General features: G+C 53.4%; 20 protein-coding genes. All 20 read left to right on the top strand.

The window, feature by feature from the left end; genetic code table 11:
- The first annotated feature begins 109 nt into the window (after positions 1–109).
- Positions 110–979: a heptaprenyl diphosphate synthase component 1 gene (locus tag BN3772_RS26190; protein ID WP_042203293.1), complete on the top strand. Its 870-nt coding sequence runs from the start codon at positions 110–112 to the stop codon at positions 977–979.
- A 3-nt stretch (positions 980–982) separates the two neighbouring features.
- A complete protein-coding gene (locus BN3772_RS26185) occupies positions 983–1,735 on the top strand; it encodes a demethylmenaquinone methyltransferase (protein WP_042178219.1) in 753 nt (250 codons plus the stop codon).
- Positions 1,728–2,600, top strand: coding sequence for a UbiA-like polyprenyltransferase (locus tag BN3772_RS26180; RefSeq protein ID WP_042178216.1), 873 nt, complete (start codon positions 1,728–1,730; stop codon positions 2,598–2,600). Before BN3772_RS26185 ends, BN3772_RS26180 begins: the two co-directional genes overlap by 8 nt.
- Positions 2,597–3,205, top strand: coding sequence for a UbiX family flavin prenyltransferase (locus BN3772_RS26175; RefSeq protein WP_042203292.1), 609 nt, complete (start codon positions 2,597–2,599; stop codon positions 3,203–3,205). The genes BN3772_RS26180 and BN3772_RS26175 overlap by 4 nt, the downstream gene beginning before the upstream one ends.
- A complete protein-coding gene (locus BN3772_RS26170; protein WP_042203290.1) occupies positions 3,202–4,062 on the top strand; it encodes a menaquinone biosynthesis protein in 861 nt (286 codons plus the stop codon). The genes BN3772_RS26175 and BN3772_RS26170 overlap by 4 nt, the downstream gene beginning before the upstream one ends.
- Positions 4,059–5,027, top strand: coding sequence for a polyprenyl synthetase family protein (locus tag BN3772_RS26165; RefSeq protein ID WP_042203289.1), 969 nt, complete (start codon positions 4,059–4,061; stop codon positions 5,025–5,027). The genes BN3772_RS26170 and BN3772_RS26165 overlap by 4 nt, the downstream gene beginning before the upstream one ends.
- A gap of 89 nt (positions 5,028–5,116) precedes the next feature.
- Positions 5,117–5,560 carry a nucleoside-diphosphate kinase gene (gene ndk / locus BN3772_RS26160; protein ID WP_042203288.1) on the top strand — a complete coding sequence of 148 codons (444 nt, stop codon included), beginning with the start codon at positions 5,117–5,119 and terminating at the stop codon, positions 5,558–5,560.
- Positions 5,561–5,587: 27 nt separating this feature from the next.
- Positions 5,588–6,388: a CheR family methyltransferase gene (locus BN3772_RS26155; RefSeq protein ID WP_042203287.1), complete on the top strand. Its 801-nt coding sequence runs from the start codon at positions 5,588–5,590 to the stop codon at positions 6,386–6,388.
- Positions 6,389–6,496: 108 nt separating this feature from the next.
- Positions 6,497–6,658 carry a hypothetical protein gene (locus BN3772_RS30965; RefSeq protein WP_167336696.1) on the top strand — a complete coding sequence of 54 codons (162 nt, stop codon included), beginning with the start codon at positions 6,497–6,499 and terminating at the stop codon, positions 6,656–6,658.
- A gap of 200 nt (positions 6,659–6,858) precedes the next feature.
- Positions 6,859–8,028, top strand: coding sequence for a chorismate synthase (gene aroC / locus BN3772_RS26145; protein WP_042203285.1), 1,170 nt, complete (start codon positions 6,859–6,861; stop codon positions 8,026–8,028).
- Positions 8,029–8,030: 2 nt separating this feature from the next.
- Positions 8,031–9,134, top strand: a complete 1,104-nt coding sequence (aroB, locus tag BN3772_RS26140; RefSeq protein WP_042203284.1) for a 3-dehydroquinate synthase — start codon at positions 8,031–8,033, stop codon at positions 9,132–9,134.
- On the top strand, positions 9,128–9,499 hold the full coding sequence (gene aroH, locus BN3772_RS26135; RefSeq protein WP_042178198.1) for a chorismate mutase: 372 nt from the start codon (positions 9,128–9,130) through the stop codon (positions 9,497–9,499). Before aroB ends, aroH begins: the two co-directional genes overlap by 7 nt.
- Before the next feature lie 336 nt (positions 9,500–9,835).
- On the top strand, positions 9,836–11,389 hold the full coding sequence (gene trpE, locus BN3772_RS26130) for an anthranilate synthase component I (RefSeq protein WP_042203283.1): 1,554 nt from the start codon (positions 9,836–9,838) through the stop codon (positions 11,387–11,389).
- 203 nt (positions 11,390–11,592) lie between these two features.
- Positions 11,593–12,633: an anthranilate phosphoribosyltransferase gene (trpD, locus tag BN3772_RS26125; RefSeq protein ID WP_042203282.1), complete on the top strand. Its 1,041-nt coding sequence runs from the start codon at positions 11,593–11,595 to the stop codon at positions 12,631–12,633.
- Complete coding sequence (gene trpC, locus BN3772_RS26120; protein ID WP_042203281.1) at positions 12,623–13,453, top strand: indole-3-glycerol phosphate synthase TrpC; 831 nt, start codon at positions 12,623–12,625, stop codon at positions 13,451–13,453. The genes trpD and trpC overlap by 11 nt, the downstream gene beginning before the upstream one ends.
- Positions 13,446–14,108 (top strand): phosphoribosylanthranilate isomerase, encoded by a 663-nt coding sequence (locus BN3772_RS26115; protein WP_042203280.1) that lies wholly within the window; start codon positions 13,446–13,448, stop codon positions 14,106–14,108. Before trpC ends, BN3772_RS26115 begins: the two co-directional genes overlap by 8 nt.
- Positions 14,105–15,301 (top strand): tryptophan synthase subunit beta, encoded by a 1,197-nt coding sequence (trpB, locus tag BN3772_RS26110; RefSeq protein WP_042203279.1) that lies wholly within the window; start codon positions 14,105–14,107, stop codon positions 15,299–15,301. Before BN3772_RS26115 ends, trpB begins: the two co-directional genes overlap by 4 nt.
- Positions 15,301–16,122, top strand: a complete 822-nt coding sequence (gene trpA, locus BN3772_RS26105) for a tryptophan synthase subunit alpha (RefSeq protein WP_042203278.1) — start codon at positions 15,301–15,303, stop codon at positions 16,120–16,122. Before trpB ends, trpA begins: the two co-directional genes overlap by 1 nt.
- Before the next feature lie 55 nt (positions 16,123–16,177).
- Positions 16,178–17,275 (top strand): histidinol-phosphate transaminase, encoded by a 1,098-nt coding sequence (gene hisC, locus BN3772_RS26100; protein ID WP_042203277.1) that lies wholly within the window; start codon positions 16,178–16,180, stop codon positions 17,273–17,275.
- A gap of 48 nt (positions 17,276–17,323) precedes the next feature.
- Positions 17,324–18,418: a prephenate dehydrogenase gene (locus BN3772_RS26095; RefSeq protein WP_042203276.1), complete on the top strand. Its 1,095-nt coding sequence runs from the start codon at positions 17,324–17,326 to the stop codon at positions 18,416–18,418.
- The last annotated feature ends 74 nt before the right edge of the window (positions 18,419–18,492 follow it).

Genomic DNA, 18,492 nt, shown 5'->3' with positions numbered 1-18,492 from the left:
GGGTAAAAGAAACTAGGACGTCCAAGTGCGCCGCAAAAAAACATGTGATATAATAGACAAGATTGTGAACAAAGATATTGTAATAACGTCAATGGCTCCGGAGGCTGAAATGAAACCGTACCGCATACCGCAATTAGCTAAACCCTACACAGACTACGACATGATTCAGCGGCATACGGAATTGCCGCCGTTTTCAGACGGGCGCAGTCATTTGTTATATATTTTTCTGAGTTACGGGAATGCGGGCGAAGACCGTAACAAGGAGCTTTATACACTGGTTACCGGACTTGTACAGCTTGCTCTCGATACGCATGAGAGCATAGATCATGTAAGTGATGATCCGGGAGGGGACCCGATGCGTTCCCGGCAGCTCAAAGTGCTGGCCGGTGATTACTTCAGCAGCTGGTTCTATCACCTGCTGGCCAAGAGCGGCCAGATTGAGATGGTGGGCAGCTTAAGCTCTGCCATCGCCGATTTCAATGTGCTCAAGGCCCGCCTGTACAGCAAGATGAAGGAGCAGCTGCTCTCCTCGGAACAATACCTGCGGCATACGGTACAGCTCAATATGCGGCTGTTCCTTTCTTTTACACCGCTTATTGAGGGGAGTCTCACCGGCTTATGGGAAAAGCTGCTGGCCGAATTCAGCCAATGCGAAACCGTATGCGCCGAACTGCGGCGGGGCAATGATCCGGCATCGGCATCTGAGGGGTATTGCTACTGGAGAATAATGGAGAACGCTTTAGAAGAAGAGTCGGTATTGCTGCGGGATCAGGAGCTGGACCTGAAGGACTGGAAAAAGCTCAAAATGAAATATAAATGTGATACCCTGCTGACCGACAAGCTGCATCAGTCAGTTCAGTCCATTCAAGGACTCCTACAGGGTATTAAAGACGAGCATCTGATCAGTGAGCTCAGCACCCTTCTTGACCGCTTTCTCCTGCAGATGAAAATATCCGGACAAGCAGCCGTGGAGGGGTAAAGGATGACTACAGAGAAAACTTCCGCACTGGGAGATACGAACGTTAAGCCGAAAGAGCAATTTGTGCACTCTGTTTTTGAGAGTATTGCCGGCAAATATGATCTGATGAACGATATTCTGAGCTTCCGCCGCCACAAGGCCTGGCGCAAGTTCACAATGCGCAAGATGGCGATGAAGCGCGGGGATTCTGCAGTGGATCTGTGCTGCGGAACCTGTGACTGGAGCATTGCCCTGGCCGAAGCAAGCCGGACCGGCTCTGTCGTCGGCCTTGACTTCAGTGCGGGGATGCTTGAAGTCGGGCGCGGCAAGGTGGAGGCTCAAGGGCTTCAGGACCGGATTTCTCTTATACAGGGCAATGCAATGGACCTGCCCTTCGGCGACAATTCCTTTGATTACGCAACAATAGGCTTCGGGCTTCGCAATGTGCCTGATCTCGTTCAAGTGCTGAATGAAATGAAGCGTGTGGTGAAACCCGGAGGGATGGTTGTCTGTCTGGAGCTGTCCAAGCCGATGAAGCAGCCCTTTAAGGGCATTTATTATTTTTATTTCCAGCGGGTGCTTCCGCTCCTCGGCAAATTATTTGCCAAGCGGTATGAGCAGTATAAATGGCTACCCGAATCACTGGCCCTCTTCCCGGACAGAGAGCAGCTTGCGGTGATTTTCCGTGAGACCGGACTGACGAAAGTGGAATCCTTCCCCTTGACCGGAGGCATCGCAGCACTACATATTGGGTTCAAGGAGAACTGTAATGTTTAAAAAAGTTGGCGTTTTTCTGCAAATGATCAAGTTTGAACACACTGTTTTTGCTTTACCGTTCGCTTTTATGGGCGCCTTGCTCGGATCGGTCGTCATGTTCGGCGAGCTGCCGTCCTGGCCGAAGATCGGCTGGATTGTTGTCGCCATGTTCGGCGCCCGGAGCGCGGCCATGGGGCTGAACCGGCTGATTGACCGGATCAGTGATGCGAAGAATCCGCGGACATCCGGGAGAGCTATTCCTGCCGGCCTGCTGAAGGTCGGAGAAGTATCGGTCTTTATTGCTATTTCCTTCTTCTTATTATTCTGGGCTGCCTTTAAGCTGAATCCCCTGTCGGCCAAACTGCTGCCGGTTGCTGTTTTTCTGCTTGTGTTCTATTCCTTCACCAAGCGCTTCACCTGGACCTGCCATCTGATTCTCGGGCTTACCATCGCGCTTGCCCCGCTGGGCGGCTGGGTAGCGGTTACGGGAAACGTGGACTGGACCGCGATGATCTTTTATTTCACAATCGTGTTCTGGACCGCAGGATTTGATATTATCTATTCCTGCCAGGATGTCGAGTTTGACAAGCAGGAGGGGCTTTATTCGATCCCGGTGCGCTTTGGAGTTGCCCGTGCGCTGGATATTGCCAAAGGGCTTCATATTTTAACAGGCATCGGGTTCGTTTCACTGCTCTTTATGACTGATCTCAGCTGGTGGTATGTGGCGGGAATGGTTATTGCCTATATTATTCTGTTTTATGAGCATCATATCGTTTCTCCAAGTGATTTGAGCCGTCTTCAGACAGCCTTCTTCACAATGAACGGTGTGCTCAGCATCGTTGTGTTTTCTTTTACCCTGATTGACCTGGTGGTGCAGTTCAGATGACCGGACTGAAACCGAAACATTTCGTTGTTGGCATTACCGGGGCAAGCGGCGGGATATACGGTATCCGCCTGACAGAAACCCTATTGTCTATGGGATACACCGTTCATCTTGTAGTCAGCAATGCGGGCTGGCGGGTCTTTAAGGAAGAATTGGGATTTGCGGCCTCTGACCGGGAGGGCTTTCTGAACGGACAGTTCAGCGGCTATCCCGGTTCTCTGCATTATCACCCGGTTGCTGATATCGGGGCCTCCATAGCCAGCGGCTCCTTCCGGACGGAGGGAATGATTATTATGCCTTGCTCCATGGGCACACTGTCCGCGGTAGCGCATGGAGGCTCGGATAATCTGATGACACGGGCTGCTGATGTGATGCTGAAGGAAGGGCGGCCGCTTGTGCTGGTGCCCCGCGAGACCCCGCTGCATGCGATCCATCTGGAGAACATGCTGAAGCTGTCACGCCTTGGAGTGAAGCTGATTCCGGCGATGCCGGCCTTTTATTTCGGTCCGCGCAGCATGGATGATCTGGTGGACTTCATGGTCGGTAAGGTGCTTGACAGCCTTGGCATTGAACACAGTCTATTCCGCAGATGGGGGGAAGAGGAATGAAAGACCGCCGGTGTACCGTAATCGGAAAAATCAGTTATACCAACTCATGGCCGGTATTTCACAATTTTAACCCCTCTGCCCTGAAGCATCCTGCAGAGATGGTGAGTGAAGTGCCTGCCATTCTTAATCAGGGGATGTCCGGCGGTACGATTCATGTTGGTGCTCTGTCCTCCTTTGCTTATGCGGAGGCGAGCGGCCGTCTGCTGCTGCTGCCTGACCTGTCTGTAAGTGCAGACGGTCCGGTGAAGTCGATTCTGCTCTTCTCGAGAGTGCCGGCTGAGCAGATAGGTAACGGACGGATTGCGGTAACCAACACTTCGGCGACTTCGGTTAATCTGCTCAAAATTCTGATGGAGAAGGCAATCGGCGGCAGTCCTGAGTATGTCACGGCTGATCCGGATCTGGACAGTATGATGGACCAGGCGGATGCCTGTCTGCTGATCGGCGACCATGCCATCAAGGCCGCCTGGCAGGATCAGGGCTATCTGGTCACTGATCTGGGGCAGGTATGGAAGGACTGGACCGGACACAGCATGACCTTTGCCGTCTGGGCGGTCAACCGTGAGGCTGCAAGAGACAAGCCGGAGGCGGTGGCAGAGATTGCAGCGGCTCTTGTGGAGAGCAAGCAGCTGGGAGTTAACAATCTTGGGCCGATCATCCGTGAAGCCTGCTCGCGGGTCGGCGGCACAGCGGAATACTGGGACGGCTATTTCAGTAATCTATGTTATGACTTTGGAGAAAGGCAGCAGGAAGGTCTGAATCTCTATTTCCGCTATGCCTATGAGATGGGCCTGCTGCCGCAGGCAGTCACAATGGAGCTATGGGACCGCAATCTGCTGACACGGGTGAACGAATGAAGCGAATGCAAATATTTGGAATGCTGAGTAAGGACATGGATCAGATTGAAAAGGATCTGTACCGCAGTGTGCAGGGCGACGATGAGCTCCTTACGGAAACATCGCTTCATCTGCTGAAGGCCGGCGGCAAACGGCTGCGTCCGGTGTTTGTGCTAATGGGCGGCAAATTCGGAAAATATGATCTGGAGAAGCTGAAGCGGGTTGCTATTCCGCTTGAGCTTATACATAGCGCTTCGCTGGTGCACGATGACGTGATTGACGATGCTGAGCTGCGGCGCGGAGAACTCACAGTGAAGGCCAAGTGGGGCAACAAAATCGCTATGTACACCGGTGATTATATTTATGCGAAGGCACTTGTTATGGCTTCAGAGCTCAAGAATCCGCGTATTCATCATATCCTGTCCAAAGCAATGGTGGAGATGTCGGTCGGGGAGATGGAGCAGATCCGCGATTTCTTCAACAGCGGGCAGAGCGTACGGCATTACCTGCGCCGCATCCGCCGCAAAACCGCGCTGCTGATAGCAATCAGCTGTGAGCTTGGGGCACTGGCAGCCGACAGCGAGCCTGAAACAGCCCGCCTGCTGTACAATTACGGATACAATGTCGGGATGGCCTTTCAGATCCGTGATGACCTGCTGGATCTGTCAGGCACAGAGAAGCAGATCGGCAAGCCTCCGGGCAGTGATATGAGGCAGGGGAATATCACACTGCCGGTTATTTACAGCCTGGAGGACAGCCGCTTGCGCTCACCGCTGCTGGAGGAGCTTGCGCTGATCCGCAGCGGACAGGCCGGAGTCGGCCGTGCCGTCGATTTGATTCTTTCCGGCGACGGCATATCCAGGGCAGAGGAGCTGGCCTCCCGCTACATCGACAAGGCGCTGGCCGCACTGGAGCAGCTTCCAAGCAGTAAAACCAGACGTAATTTGCGCGATATTGCCTATTTTGTGACCGGACGGGCTTACTAGACTCCAGCTAGCGGGAATAATAAGCGTTCACAGATGGCAAGCTTTCTGATAATATCAGAAAATAATATGCGAAAATGGAGAGTGGCTCTATGGAAAAGACGTACCTGATGATCAAACCGGATGGTGTACAGCGCGGATTAATCGGACGTATTGTCGCCCGTCTGGAGGACAAGGGCTTCAAGCTGGCTGCTGCTAAGCTGATTACAGTTACAGAAGAGCAAGCCAAGAAGCATTATGCAGAGCACGAAGGCAAGGACTTTTTTGCGGAGCTGGTAGGCTTCATCACTTCGGGTCCGGTATTTGCGATGGTCTGGGAAGGCGATGATGTAATTGCCCTGTCCCGCCTGCTGATCGGCAAAACCAAGGTGGGGGAAGCGCTGCCGGGGACAATCCGCGGTGACTTTGCCAGCCATACTCCGCTTAACCTGATTCACGGTTCGGATTCTCCGGAAAGTGCAGAGCGGGAAATCGCCAACTTCTTTGCTCCCGATGAACTGAATGACTACAATAAAGACATCGCGGTCTGGATGTAGATCCGGGCAGGAGGCAGGGGATTATTAATGGCTGATCGTGAAGAAATTACAGCACCGGACCCGGATTACAGCGGGTTCATTCAAAACATTAAGCAGAGCACAGGAATCGACCTTGCCCAATATAAGGAAGCACAGATGAAGCGCCGTCTGACAACACTGCGGATGAAGAACGGGTATCATTCGTTCACGGACTTTTTTGCTGCAATGATGAAGGACAAGGCCTTATTCTATGAATTTTTGGACCGGATGACGATTAACGTGTCTGAGTTCTGGCGCAATCCGAACCGCTGGGAAGTGCTGCGGGACGTTATTTTACCTGAACTGCAGCAATCCGGCCGCCGGATGAAGCTGTGGAGTGCAGCCTGTTCTACAGGAGAAGAGCCGTACACGCTCGCCATGATTCTATCAGACAAGAATCTGCTGGCCCAGACCGGCATTCTCGCTACAGATATTGATGACGGGGCGCTGGCCAAAGCGAAGCAGGGGCTCTATCTGGAGCGTTCGCTTAAGGATGTGCCGAAGGATGTGGCAAACCGCTATTTTTCACCGGAAGGTCCGGTATTCAAGGTGAGTGAAACACTCAAAAAAAATATTGAATTCCGCAAGCAGAACCTGCTGCTGGACAAATTCGATGACGGCTTTGATCTGATCATCTGCCGAAATGTGATGATCTATTTCACAGAAGAAGCGAAGAACAAGCTGTATCACAAATTTTCGGCAAGCCTGCGTCCTGGAGGATATTTGTTCGTAGGCAGCACGGAGCAGATTTTTACACCGGCACAATTCGGCTTTGAATCAACGGAGACCTTCTTTTACCGTAAAAAATAGTTGTATGCACGGTCTGAGCATTCTTCCCGGAGCAAGGTATACATTACCCGCTTTTCAGTGATAATGGAAAGTAGATACCGTATGCTATGCGAAAGGTCGTTAATCCAGATGGACAAAAGCAAGGTCATTGCCGCGTACAGACGCGGGTTTCTGACCGTCCGCGAGTGCGGGCAAATTCTTGGTCTCGAGGAGCTTCAGCTGCAGAGCCTGCTTAGGCAGGAGGAAGGCAAGCAGAACGTTTCACAGGCGCAGCAGAGAATCGGAAGCTAGATTAGCAGGCTCTGAACTGTGACGCGCAGGCAGCGCCGCCTAAGCTCGAAAGAGTAGGGCGGCGCTGTTCTTGTATGGGAGGCCACCTGTGGTTTGGCCTTTATCCTTTCTTGTCAAAGCGTGTAGGCTATACTATAATGAGTCAAGAGTTTTTATAATTTAGCGGTTTACAGTTTAAAAGTGTGAAAGGGGAACGCAGCATGAGTTTACGCTACTTAACAGCGGGGGAAACGCACGGCCCCCAGCTTACAGCCATTATCGAGGGATTGCCCAGCAATCTGACACTTAATTTTGAAGAGCTTAATTTTCAGCTGCACCGCAGACAGAAGGGCTACGGCCGCGGACGCCGCATGCAGATCGAGAAGGATACGGCACAGATCGCCGGCGGAGTACGCCACGGGTATACAACAGGTGCTCCCGTAGCCCTTATAGTCGAGAACAAAGACTGGACACACTGGAAGAATATTATGAATATCGAGCCGATTCCGGGCAGTGATGAAGAGAAGCGGCGCGTAAACCGCCCGCGTCCCGGACATGCCGACCTTAACGGCGGGCTCAAGTACAACCATACGGATCTGCGTAACGTTCTGGAGCGCTCCAGCGCCCGCGAGACAGCTGCAAGAGTTGCAGTTGGGGCTGTTGCCCGCCAGCTGCTGGCTGAGTTCGGTGTGAAGATTGCCGGACAGGTCATCCGGATCGGCGAGATCGAAGCGCCTGCGAACAATCTCCCTATCGATGAACTGATTGTGAAGACGGAAGAATCATCCGTCAGAGTCGTTGATAAAGAGACGGAGCTTAAGATGGAGGCATACATAGACAAGATCAAGGAGGAAGGCGACTCCATCGGCGGTATTGTGGAATGCGTCGTGGAAGGCCTGCCTATCGGTCTCGGCAGCTATGTACAATATGACCGCAAGCTGGATGCGGCAATTGCCGGAGCGGTTATGTCGATTAACGCGTTCAAGGGTGTGGAGATCGGTATCGGGTTTGAAGCGGGTGTTCTTCGCGGCTCGCAGGTGCATGATGAAATCATGTACGATCCGTCACGCGGATATTACCGGGCCAGCAACCGGCTGGGCGGATTTGAAGGCGGGATGACCAATGGAATGCCGGTTGTTGTCCGCGGCGTTATGAAGCCGATTCCGACATTATACAAGCCGCTGCAAAGCGTTGACATTGACACCAAGGAGCCGTTCACGGCGCAGGTGGAGCGTTCGGATGCCTGTGCGGTTCCTGCAGCCTGCGTTGTACTGGAGAACGTTGTAGCCTGGGAGCTTGCCAAAGCATTCCTTGATAAATTCGGCGGGGACTCTATTGAAGAAATCAGAGCCAACTACAACAGCTACCTGGCGCAGCTGGAGAGCTACTGATTATGCGCAGCATTACTGTGGATTTGGGGGAACGCTCTTATCCGATTCTGATCGGCAGCGGATTGCTGGAGTCTATTGGTGCGCGTTGCCGGGAAGCCGGGTATCCCGTACGCAGCCCGCTGCTGGTGGTCAGTGACAGCGAGGTAGCCCCGCGGTATCTGGATGTGGTCGAAGCCTCCCTGCGCGGACAGGGCTATACTGTTGTTAGTCATGTAATACCGTCCGGTGAAGCATCCAAATCGCTGGCGGTATATGAAGAAGTAATTACTACGGCCATTCAGGCCGGACTGGACCGCAGCTCTGCTGTTCTTGCGCTTGGCGGCGGTGTTGTCGGAGATCTGGCCGGATATGTTGCCGCCACTTATATGCGGGGGATCGGCTTTGTTCAGATTCCAACGACCATACTTGCCCATGACAGCAGCGTCGGCGGCAAGGTGGCTGTTAACCATCCGCTGGCTAAGAATATGATCGGTGCTTTTTATCAGCCGTCCATGGTTCTGTATGATTTGGATACGCTGCGTACGCTGCCGCCCCGTGAGGTGGCCTCCGGATTAGCTGAAGTGGTGAAGCACGGCCTTATCCTTGATAAAGAGTTTGCTTACTGGTGCCGCGAGCACGCTTCAGAGCTGCTGGCCCTGGATGCTGGGGCGCTGGGTTATGCGCTGGAACGCGGATGCGCGATCAAGGCCCGGGTGGTCGGTTCGGATGAGCGTGAGAACGGCCTGCGGGCGATTCTCAACCTGGGTCATACGATCGGCCACGCCATTGAAGCTGTCGGCGGATACGGCGTATTCCTGCATGGAGAAGCGATTGCCGTCGGTATGGCCGGTTCGGCGCTGCTGGCGGCCAAGCTGGGCAGGGACCGCGGAATCTACGAGGATACCGTATCCATGCTGTCCGCACTCTCTCTGCCCGTAAGACTTCCGGCGGAGTACAGCGGGGATGAGCTGATGGACGCGATGATGCATGACAAGAAGTTCAAGGAAGGCAAAATGACCTTCATCGTGCCTGATTCAATCGGGGCAGTAAGCATCATTAATGATGTGCAGCAGAGTGACGTGCGTGAGGTTATCGCACAGCTTAAGAAGGAGGGGAGCCCATGGTAAACCGGGGGATTCGCGGTGCAACAACCGTAGTCAATAATGAGGAAACTGAAATTTTGCGTGAGACCGTAGTGCTGCTCAGGGAAATTGTTGAGCGTAATGATGTCATTGCCGAGGATATCTGCAGTGTCTGGATTACTGTTACGGGTGATCTGGATGCTACGTTTCCGGCACGGGCTATCCGTGAGATCGAAGGCTGGGAGCTGGTACCGCTCATGTGCTCTGTTGAGATTCCCGTAAAGGGCGGGCTGCCGAAGTGTATCCGCCTGATGGTACAGGTTAATACAGACAAGTCCCAGCGGGATATCCGTCACATCTATCTGAATGAAGCGAAGAAGCTTCGTCCAGATCTCTCACAAAGCAAGTAATTAATTTACCGCAGCGGGTTGTCAATGAACACCGTCATCATGTATAGTGTAGTTAGCCGAGAGAAGTAGAGTTTAGTTAGAGCCTAGTTGAGTATAGCAGAGATGAGTGCAGGATGTTTATCCGAGGCATTCCGTTTATTTACATATGTCCGTACGGATTATATTCTGGTAGTATTTGTACTACCCGTCTATCCTCTAATGGGCAACCATGTTATTACGGAGCAATGTCCTGATCCAGTGCGCTTTATCATATACTTGCCTACACAACCTCTACTCCGGTAGAGGTTTTTTTGTATTCCGGACTATAGATCCAACCATTCCAAGGAGGTATCCCAAATGACGAACCCTAGCGTTGAAGAAGCGGTAAAGCTGTCGCGGGAGTATAACCTGATTCCTGTAGTAAAAAGACTGCTGGCTGATATGGAGACGCCGATCCGGCTGTTTCAGCGGTTTGCCGGAGAATCCCATGCTTTCCTGCTGGAAAGTGTAGAGGGCGGCATCCAGTGGGCGCGTTATTCGTTTATCGGGAGTGACCCGTTTCTGACCATTTCGGGTAAAAAGAACGTTATCCATGTAAAAGTGGGGGGAGAGCAGAAGCGGCTCACCGGCAAACCGATCGAGGAGCTAAAAGCCCTGCTCCGCTCGTACCGCAGTCCGAAGCTGGAAGGGATGCCTCCATTTACCGGCGGTGCGATCGGATTCTTCGGATACGACCTGCTGCAATATTACGAGAAGCTGTCCCCGCACGCAGTGGATGATCTGGGGACGGATGATATCCGGTTCATGTTCTGTGACCGCATCATCGTATTCGATCATGTGAAGCAGCAGATTCTGCTGATAGGCAACCTGCATATCAAAGAAGGCGATACGGATTCCGATATCCGGGCCGCCTATGAAGCCCTGAACAACAGGCTGGAGGACTTCGCCGAGGAGCTGCAGAAGGAAGGGCCGAAGGAGAACGTCAACCGCCGCAGTATTCCTGAGGATATTGAGCTGGGCCAGATTCATTCGAACCTGACCAAAGAGCAATATATCGCGAATGTTGAGCAGGCCAAGGAGTACATCCGGGCCGGTGATATCTTCCAGGTAGTGCTGTCGCAGAGGCTGCATATTGAGACTGAGGTATCCCCGCTGCATGTCTACCGGATGCTGCGTACCCTGAACCCGTCGCCATATATGTACTATCTCAAGATGGATGAGGAAATTATCGTAGGCACCTCTCCGGAAGCGCTGGTGAAGGTGGACGGCAGCCGGGTAGCGACCCGGCCGATTGCCGGAACCAGGCCGCGGGGAGCGGATGAAGCGGAGGACCGGGCGCTGGCCCAGGAGCTGCTGGAGGACGAAAAGGAGCGGGCGGAGCATCTGATGCTCGTTGATCTGGGCCGCAATGATCTGGGCCGGGTATCCAAGTTCGGCACGGTGAAATGTGACTCCTTTATGGAGATAGAGAAATACTCCCATGTTATGCACATGGTATCGAATGTAACGGGAACACTGGACGAGAACAAGGATTTCTTCGACGCATTCCTGTCATGCCTGCCAGCAGGCACCGTCTCAGGGGCACCGAAGCTGCGGGCGATGGAGATTATCTCCGAGCTTGAACGGGAAGCGAGAGGCGCTTATGCCGGAGCTATCGGCTACCTCGGATTCTCCGGCAATATGGATTCCTGCATCACGATCCGTACCATCATCTTCCGCAAAGGCCGTGCTTACGTACAGGCCGGAGCGGGAATTGTCTGGGATTCGGTGCCTGAGAAGGAATATGAAGAGACCCTTAACAAAGCAAAGGCGATGCTAAAAGCAATCCGGATGGCAGAGGCCATGTTCCCGGCAGAGATCAGAGAGCCGCAGGTAATCAACCAGGATTACATGTACGAGTATACCCCGTAAGCGAGAGAAGCAATGAAGAATAGATGAGCCGAGCAGAGAATGCTCCATACCTAAGCGGATGCTTTCGAAGGTAGTTTTATTACGAAGAAGAGCCGAGCAGAGAATGCTCCATAAAACTTTTAGCATATGCTTCCGAAGCGAGTTTTGCCGATGCGGGATCGTGAGAAGGATATGCCTACAAAACTTTTAGGAGGACAAAGACTATGGAAGCGAGCCAGTTAATACAATCAGGAATTGCGGGATTAATTGAGGGGCGTAACCTCAGCCGGACGCAGGCCCGTGAAATTATGGGGACCATAATGGAAGGAACCGCGACGGCGGCACAGATTGGCGCTCTGTTGACTGCGCTGCGTATCAAGGGCGAGACCGTAGAGGAAATTACCGGCTTCGCGGAAGCGATGCGCGGATTCGGAACCCCGGTGCTTACAGAACGTACCCGGCTGCTGGACACCTGCGGAACAGGCGGCTCAGGTATTCACAAGTTCAACATCTCCACTGCCTCGGCGATTATCTCATCAGCAGCTTCTGTGCGTGTTGCCAAGCACGGCAACCGTTCGGCTTCAGGCAGAGCAGGCAGTGCGGATGTGCTGGAGGCGCTTGGCGTGAACATCCATCTGAATGCGGAGCAGGCCCGCCGGTGCCTGGACCGTATCGGCATCTGCTTTCTGTTTGCCCAGATTTACCATCCTTCCATGAAATACGCAGCCGCACCGCGCCGTGAGCTTGGTGTGCGGACTGTATTCAATATGCTGGGTCCGCTGACTAACCCGGCAGGCGCTGACCGGCAGCTGATGGGCATCTACGACCGGAATAAGACGGAGATTGTAGCTAACGTGCTGAAGGAGCTGGGCTCAAAGCGGGCGATGATCGTCAGCAGCCTCGACGGCCTGGATGAAATCAGCATATCGGCGCCTACCCAGGTCTCTGAACTTAAGAATGGCATTGTAACAACCTATGAGATTACTCCAGAGGCGCTCGGCCTGAGCCGGCACCCGCTGGAGGCTGTGCTGGGCGGTGACGCAGCTGATAATGCAGCTATAATTACTGCGGTGCTGCAGGGAGCGCTCACGCCGTACCGTGACATTGTTCTTGCCAATGCCGGTGCCTGTATCTATGTTGCCGGTCTGGCAGACAGCCTCGGTGAAGGGGTAGCGCAGGCGCGGCAGATGATCGATTCCGGTAAAGCACTGCTCAAGCTGGAGCAGCTCAAAGCTATGACAAAGGAGCTTGACTATGTATCTTGATAAAATTGTCGCCACCAAAATAAAAGAGGTTGAAGCGCTCAGCCGGATGTTCTCTACAGATACAGCGGAAGAGGTTATTGCCGGGCTTCCGGCCACCAAAGGCTTCCGGGAAGCGCTGGTAAAGCGCCGGAACCGTCATATGGGACTGATTGCCGAAGTAAAGAAGGCTTCACCCTCCAAAGGGCTGATCCGCGCGGATTTTGACCCGGAAGCTATCGCCCGCGGATATGAAGCAGGCGGGGCTGATTGCCTGTCGGTATTGACTGACCAGGACTATTTCCAGGGCAGTAACGCATTCCTGCAGCAGGTAAGAGAAGCGGTGGATCTTCCGCTGCTGCGCAAGGACTTTATCATTGATGAACGCCAGATTTATGAGGCGAGGATTCTGGGAGCGGATGCCATCCTGCTGATTGCAGCCATTCTGACTGCAGAGCAATTGGCTTCTTATACTGAATTGGCAGCCTCACTCGGAATGGATGTGCTGATTGAGGTGCATGACCGGAGTGAACTGGAGCTGGTGATTGGCACAGGGCAAATAGAACACCCAAATGTGCTGCTCGGCATCAACAACCGCAATCTGCGCACCTTTGAGACACGGCTGGCTACAACTGCCGAGCTGGCGGCTCTGGTTCCGACCGGAGTGCCTGTGATTAGCGAAAGCGGAATAGCCGGTCCTGCTGATATTGATTATTTAAGCACAAGCGGCGCTATCGGCGTGCTGGTCGGGGAATATCTGATGCGGCAGGATAACGTGGAAGAAGCCGTACACGGGCTGCTTGGACCGCTCACTGCCGGAAAGGATCGTGCCCTGCATGGCTGAAGCGGAGGTAAAAATCTGTGGACTTCAGGACGTTGAAGTGCTAAAATCTATGAAGTCATTACCAATTGATTATATCGGCTTTGTATTTGCGCCCAGCCGCCGCAGAGTCACTGCAGCCCAGGCTGCTCTGCTTGTTGCAGAGCTGGCCGGCTGGGAGACGGGCAAGGCTCCCGGCGCGGCCGGAGTCTTCGTAAATCCGGGGCTTGTTGAGCTGCAGGAGCTGCTTGCAGCTGTACCGCTGGATGTGATCCAGCTGCACGGACAGGAAGGACCGGAGTTTTGCCGTGAGGTCAAGCAGGCTTTTCCGCACATTCAGGTCTGGAAAGCTATTTCAGTAGGCGGTTCCGAGGCACATACCGTTGTGAACAGCTATGCGGGAACTGTTGATGCCTTACTGCTGGACACTTATGATCCCCAGAGCAGCGGAGGCTCCGGACGTACGTTTGACTGGGGGCAGATTCCTCTGTTCCGGCAGGCGGCGGCTAAGCTTGGACTGCCTTTATTTATCGCCGGCGGACTTCATCCCGACAATGTGGGTGAACTTCTTACAGACTACCAGCCTGACGGAGTAGATATCTCCAGCGGTGTCGAGACTAATGGTGTTAAAGATATTATCAAAATGACTTCCTTTGTGGAAAGGGTGAAGCAATCATGATACAAGTACCGGACAAGTACGGGCGTTTTGGTTCTTTCGGAGGCCGCTTCGTTCCTGAAACCCTGATGAATGCACTGATTGAGCTGGAGGAGTCCTATGCGAAGTATTCGGCGGACCCGGCCTTTCAGGAGGAAATAGACTATCTGCTGAAGCAGTATTCCGGGCGTGAGACCCCTTTGTATTATGCAGAACGGCTTAGTAAGCAGCTGGGTGAGGCCAAAATCTATCTGAAGCGCGAGGATTTGAACCATACCGGGGCACATAAGATCAACAATGCTATCGGGCAGGGCATTCTGGCTAAAAGAATGGGCAAAACCAAGGTTATTGCCGAGACAGGCGCCGGCCAGCATGGTGTGGCAACCGCAACAGTAGCGGCACTTCTGGGTCTGGAATGCAAAGTGTTCATGGGCGAAGAGGATACCCGCCGCCAGGCGCTTAATGTATTCCGCATGAAGCTGCTCGGCGCAGAGGTTATTCCGGTGACTTCCGGTTCCCGGACGCTCAAGGATGCCGGGAATGAAGCGCTGCGCTACTGGGTCAGTAATGTCGAGGATACCTTCTATATTCTTGGTTCGGCAGTCGGCCCGCACCCTTATCCGATGATGGTCCGCAATTTCCAGCGGATCATCGGCGATGAGACACGGCGCCAGATTCTGGAGGCCGAAGGCCGGCTGCCGGATCTGCTGGTTGCCGCTGTCGGCGGCGGCAGCAATGCTATCGGCATGTTCTACCCGTTCATGGAAGATGAGAGTGTCGGCATGATCGGCGTTGAGGCTGCCGGCAAAGGTGTCGATACCCCGTTCCACGCAGCAACAATGAGTAAAGGCAGCCATGGTGTATTCCAGGGCTCCATGAGTTATCTGCTGCAGGATGAATACGGCCAGGTTATCGAAGCGCATTCCATCTCTGCCGGACTGGATTATCCGGGAGTAGGACCTGAGCACTCTTATCTGAAGGATATCGAGCGGGCCAAGTATGTCCCTGTTACGGACAAGGAAGCGCTAGATGCCCTTAAGCTGCTGTGTGTAACGGAGGGAATTATTCCTGCACTGGAATCGGCTCATGCCATCGCGCATGTGGTCAAGATTGCTCCCGGGCTCACTAAAGATGATATTGTGGTCATCTGCCTCTCGGGGCGCGGGGACAAGGATGTCGAGTCAATTATGGCCTATACGGAAGGAAGTGAGCTGTAATGACAACGGAAACGACCAACAGAATGGATCTGACCTTCCGTAAGCTCAAAGCTGAAGGCGCAACTGCCCTGATTCCTTTCCTTACCGTAGGCGACCCGGATCTTACAACTACACTTGATATTATTGCTGAGCTGGAAGCAGCCGGCGCGGATATTCTTGAACTAGGGGTTCCTTATTCCGATCCGCTGGCAGACGGCCCGGTCATTCAGCGGGCTTCGTCAAGGGCGCTGCGCGGAAAGGTCCATCTGCGGACCTGTATGGAAACCGCACTCAAGGCCCGGCAGAACGGCAGTAAGCTGCCGTTCATCCTGTTCACATACTACAATCCTGTGCTGCAGATGGGTCTGGATACCTTCTTTGCTGAGCTGGATGCCCATGAAATCAGCGGGCTGATTATTCCAGACCTGCCTGTAGAGGAGTCTGAGGAGATGCGTATTCGCAGCCGTGAGGCAGGCGTGAATCTCATACCGCTGGTAGCACCGACCTCCAGTGAACGGATTGAACGGATCGTATCGGGTGCGAGCGGCTTTGTCTACTGTGTATCCTCGCTGGGAGTAACGGGAGAGCGATCCACTTTTCACAGCGGTGTAGATGAATTTATTGCCTCCGTCCGCCGGGTAACGGATCTCCCGGTAGCCGTTGGCTTCGGGATTTCAACCAGCGAGCAGGTAGAGCGCTTCTCGCAGATCTGTGACGGTGTAGTTGTGGGCAGTGCGATTGTCCGTAAAGTGGAAGAGGTTATTCCGCTGCTGGATGACCCTGCCACAAGAAGTGACGGGCTGTTGCAAATTCGTGAATTTGTGGCACAATTAAAATCATAACGGTCAGCCTGACCTTAAAAATGCTATAAAAATGCACGGAGAGCGAGGAATACAGATGAATCCGAAACCGAATATCGTTAATCTTCCTGTTTACAAGCCGGGAAAACCAATTGAAGAGGTGAAAAAGGAGCTTGGACTGGATGATGTCATCAAGCTGGCATCCAATGAAAATCCTTACGGGGCTTCACCGAGCGCCAAAGCCGCAATCATCGCCGATCTGGACAATTTGTTCCTGTATCCCGACGGCTCAGCTGCCGAATTGACAGCTGCTTTGGCCGGGCATCTCGGTGTGCAGAGCGAGAACATCATCTTTGGCTGCGGCTCAGACGAGATTATCGCCTTGATCTGCCGTGCTTTTTTCCTGCCGGGGGACGAGACCATTATGGCCGATCAGACCTTCTCCGTATACAAGAGCAATGCTGATATTGAAGGTGCCGTATCGATAGAAGTACCTCTGGCGGATGGAACTCATGATCTGAACGGTATGCTTGCACGAATTACAGATAAGACCAAGGTCATCTGGATCTGTAACCCGAATAACCCTACCGGTACCATCGTTGCGCATGAGGCACTGGTGACCTTCCTGAATGCAGTACCTTCCGGGGTTATGGTTGTACTGGACGAAGCCTACTTTGAGTATGTGACTGACCCGGACTACTCGGATGGAATCAAGCTGCTGGAGCAGTATCCGAATCTTGTCGTGCTGCGGACCTTCTCCAAGATCTATGGTCTGGCTGCCCTCCGCATCGGATACGGTGTGGCCAGTCCGCAGATCATTAACCTGATCAACAAGGTGCGTGAGCCTTTCAATACGTCCCGTCTGGCACAGGCAGGTGCACTTGCAGCGCTGGCGGATCAGGATTATGTGGCTGAATGCCGCCGGCTTAACAGTGAAGGTATTGTACAGTTGCAGACTGAGTTCCGGCGCCTGGGCCTGCATGCATTCCCGGCTAACGGTAATTTCATCATGGTGGATGTACGCAAGCCGGCTCTTGAGGTATTCGACGCCTTGCTGCGTCTGGGCATTATTGTTCGTGCGGGCCACCGTCTGTACCCGACCTACATCCGTGTAACGGTAGGCTCAGCTGAGCAGAACAAGGCATTTATTACTGCACTTGAGCAGACGCTGTCTGAGCAGGAGGTACGGGCGTAACCGTATATGTTCATAGACGAAACAATAGAAGGCAGGTAGTACTTAGACATGACGACAAAAATAGCAATCTTCGGTGTCGGTCTGATTGGAGGCTCACTGGCCCTTTGCTTCAAAGGCAAGGAGGGCCTGACCGTCGTCGGCCATGCCCACCGTCCTGAATCCGCGGTAAAATATGTTAACAGAGGCGTGGTCGATCAGGCGACACTGTCTGTTGAAGAAGCGGCGCTTGACGCCGATTATATTTTCCTCTGTGTGCCGGTAGGCATGCTGGAGGGTTATCTGCAGCAACTGAGTAAGCTCCCGCTCAAGCCCGGCTGCATCATTACGGATGTAGGCAGCACCAAGGCCAGTATCGCAGCCTGTGCGGTATCCCTGGATATTCCCGGCGTCCATTTCATCGGCGGCCATCCAATGGCGGGTTCAGAGCGTTCTGGTGTGGAAGCCGCCTCATCGCTGCTGTTCGAGAATGCTTATTACGTGCTGACTCCGCCGCCCGGAGTGCCGGAGGAAGCTTACGAGGCACTGAAATCCCTGTTATTACATACGAGAGCACAGATTGTCCGGCTTGATCCGGAGCGTCATGATGAAATTGTCGGAGCAATCAGCCATCTGCCGCATATTATCGCAGTAGCTCTTGTTAATCAGGTTCATGCCTATGATTCAGAGGATTCGCTGTACAGTACACTTGCTGCCGGCGGATTCCGTGATATTACCCGGATTGCCTCCAGTGATCCGATTATCTGGCGTGACATCCTGCTGAATAACCGTTCAGTGATGCTGCGTCTTCTAAAGGACTGGAATGAGGAGGTCTCCTCCTTCATTCAGATGCTGGAGAGCTCGGACGGTACCGGAATAGAGGAAGCCTTCCATGAAGCGAACGGATTCCGCAGCCAGCTGCCGGAACGGCGCAAAGGAATGATTGCTCCGCTGTTTGATCTGCATATCGATGTTCCCGATCATCCTGGAATTATCGGCCGGATCGCAACCGAGCTGGGGGATCAGGGCATTAACTTAAGCAACGTGCAGATCATTGAGAGCCGTGAGGATGTACCCGGGATTATGCGCCTGTCATTCCGCCAGGAGCACGATATGGAGCGGGCCAAGCTGCTTCTGCAGCATAACGATTATACGGTATACGTATAGACGGCAGCCCGTATAGCATCAGTCACAGAGAGGCAATACTCAGGTCAGGCAGTCAATCAAAAACAGCGCGAGCC

This window comes from Paenibacillus camerounensis, assembly GCF_000723885.1.
GTDB lineage: Bacteria > Bacillota > Bacilli > Paenibacillales > Paenibacillaceae > Paenibacillus_AQ > Paenibacillus_AQ camerounensis.
This window is presented reverse-complemented; position numbering and strand designations above follow the sequence as displayed.

Coding starts and splice junctions, on each gene's coding strand:
- trpB (WP_042203279.1), top strand. CDS start 14,105: ATGATACAAGTACCGGACAAGTACGGGCGTTTTGGTTCTTTCGGAGGC.
- BN3772_RS26185 (WP_042178219.1), top strand. CDS start 983: ATGACTACAGAGAAAACTTCCGCACTGGGAGATACGAACGTTAAGCCG.
- BN3772_RS26190 (WP_042203293.1), top strand. CDS start 110: ATGAAACCGTACCGCATACCGCAATTAGCTAAACCCTACACAGACTAC.
- trpD (WP_042203282.1), top strand. CDS start 11,593: ATGGAAGCGAGCCAGTTAATACAATCAGGAATTGCGGGATTAATTGAG.
- hisC (WP_042203277.1), top strand. CDS start 16,178: ATGAATCCGAAACCGAATATCGTTAATCTTCCTGTTTACAAGCCGGGA.
- trpC (WP_042203281.1), top strand. CDS start 12,623: ATGTATCTTGATAAAATTGTCGCCACCAAAATAAAAGAGGTTGAAGCG.
- ndk (WP_042203288.1), top strand. CDS start 5,117: ATGGAAAAGACGTACCTGATGATCAAACCGGATGGTGTACAGCGCGGA.
- BN3772_RS26155 (WP_042203287.1), top strand. CDS start 5,588: ATGGCTGATCGTGAAGAAATTACAGCACCGGACCCGGATTACAGCGGG.
- BN3772_RS26165 (WP_042203289.1), top strand. CDS start 4,059: ATGAAGCGAATGCAAATATTTGGAATGCTGAGTAAGGACATGGATCAG.
- BN3772_RS26180 (WP_042178216.1), top strand. CDS start 1,728: ATGTTTAAAAAAGTTGGCGTTTTTCTGCAAATGATCAAGTTTGAACAC.
- aroB (WP_042203284.1), top strand. CDS start 8,031: ATGCGCAGCATTACTGTGGATTTGGGGGAACGCTCTTATCCGATTCTG.
- aroH (WP_042178198.1), top strand. CDS start 9,128: ATGGTAAACCGGGGGATTCGCGGTGCAACAACCGTAGTCAATAATGAG.
- BN3772_RS26170 (WP_042203290.1), top strand. CDS start 3,202: ATGAAAGACCGCCGGTGTACCGTAATCGGAAAAATCAGTTATACCAAC.
- BN3772_RS26095 (WP_042203276.1), top strand. CDS start 17,324: ATGACGACAAAAATAGCAATCTTCGGTGTCGGTCTGATTGGAGGCTCA.
- BN3772_RS30965 (WP_167336696.1), top strand. CDS start 6,497: ATGGACAAAAGCAAGGTCATTGCCGCGTACAGACGCGGGTTTCTGACC.
- trpE (WP_042203283.1), top strand. CDS start 9,836: ATGACGAACCCTAGCGTTGAAGAAGCGGTAAAGCTGTCGCGGGAGTAT.
- trpA (WP_042203278.1), top strand. CDS start 15,301: ATGACAACGGAAACGACCAACAGAATGGATCTGACCTTCCGTAAGCTC.
- aroC (WP_042203285.1), top strand. CDS start 6,859: ATGAGTTTACGCTACTTAACAGCGGGGGAAACGCACGGCCCCCAGCTT.
- BN3772_RS26175 (WP_042203292.1), top strand. CDS start 2,597: ATGACCGGACTGAAACCGAAACATTTCGTTGTTGGCATTACCGGGGCA.
- BN3772_RS26115 (WP_042203280.1), top strand. CDS start 13,446: ATGGCTGAAGCGGAGGTAAAAATCTGTGGACTTCAGGACGTTGAAGTG.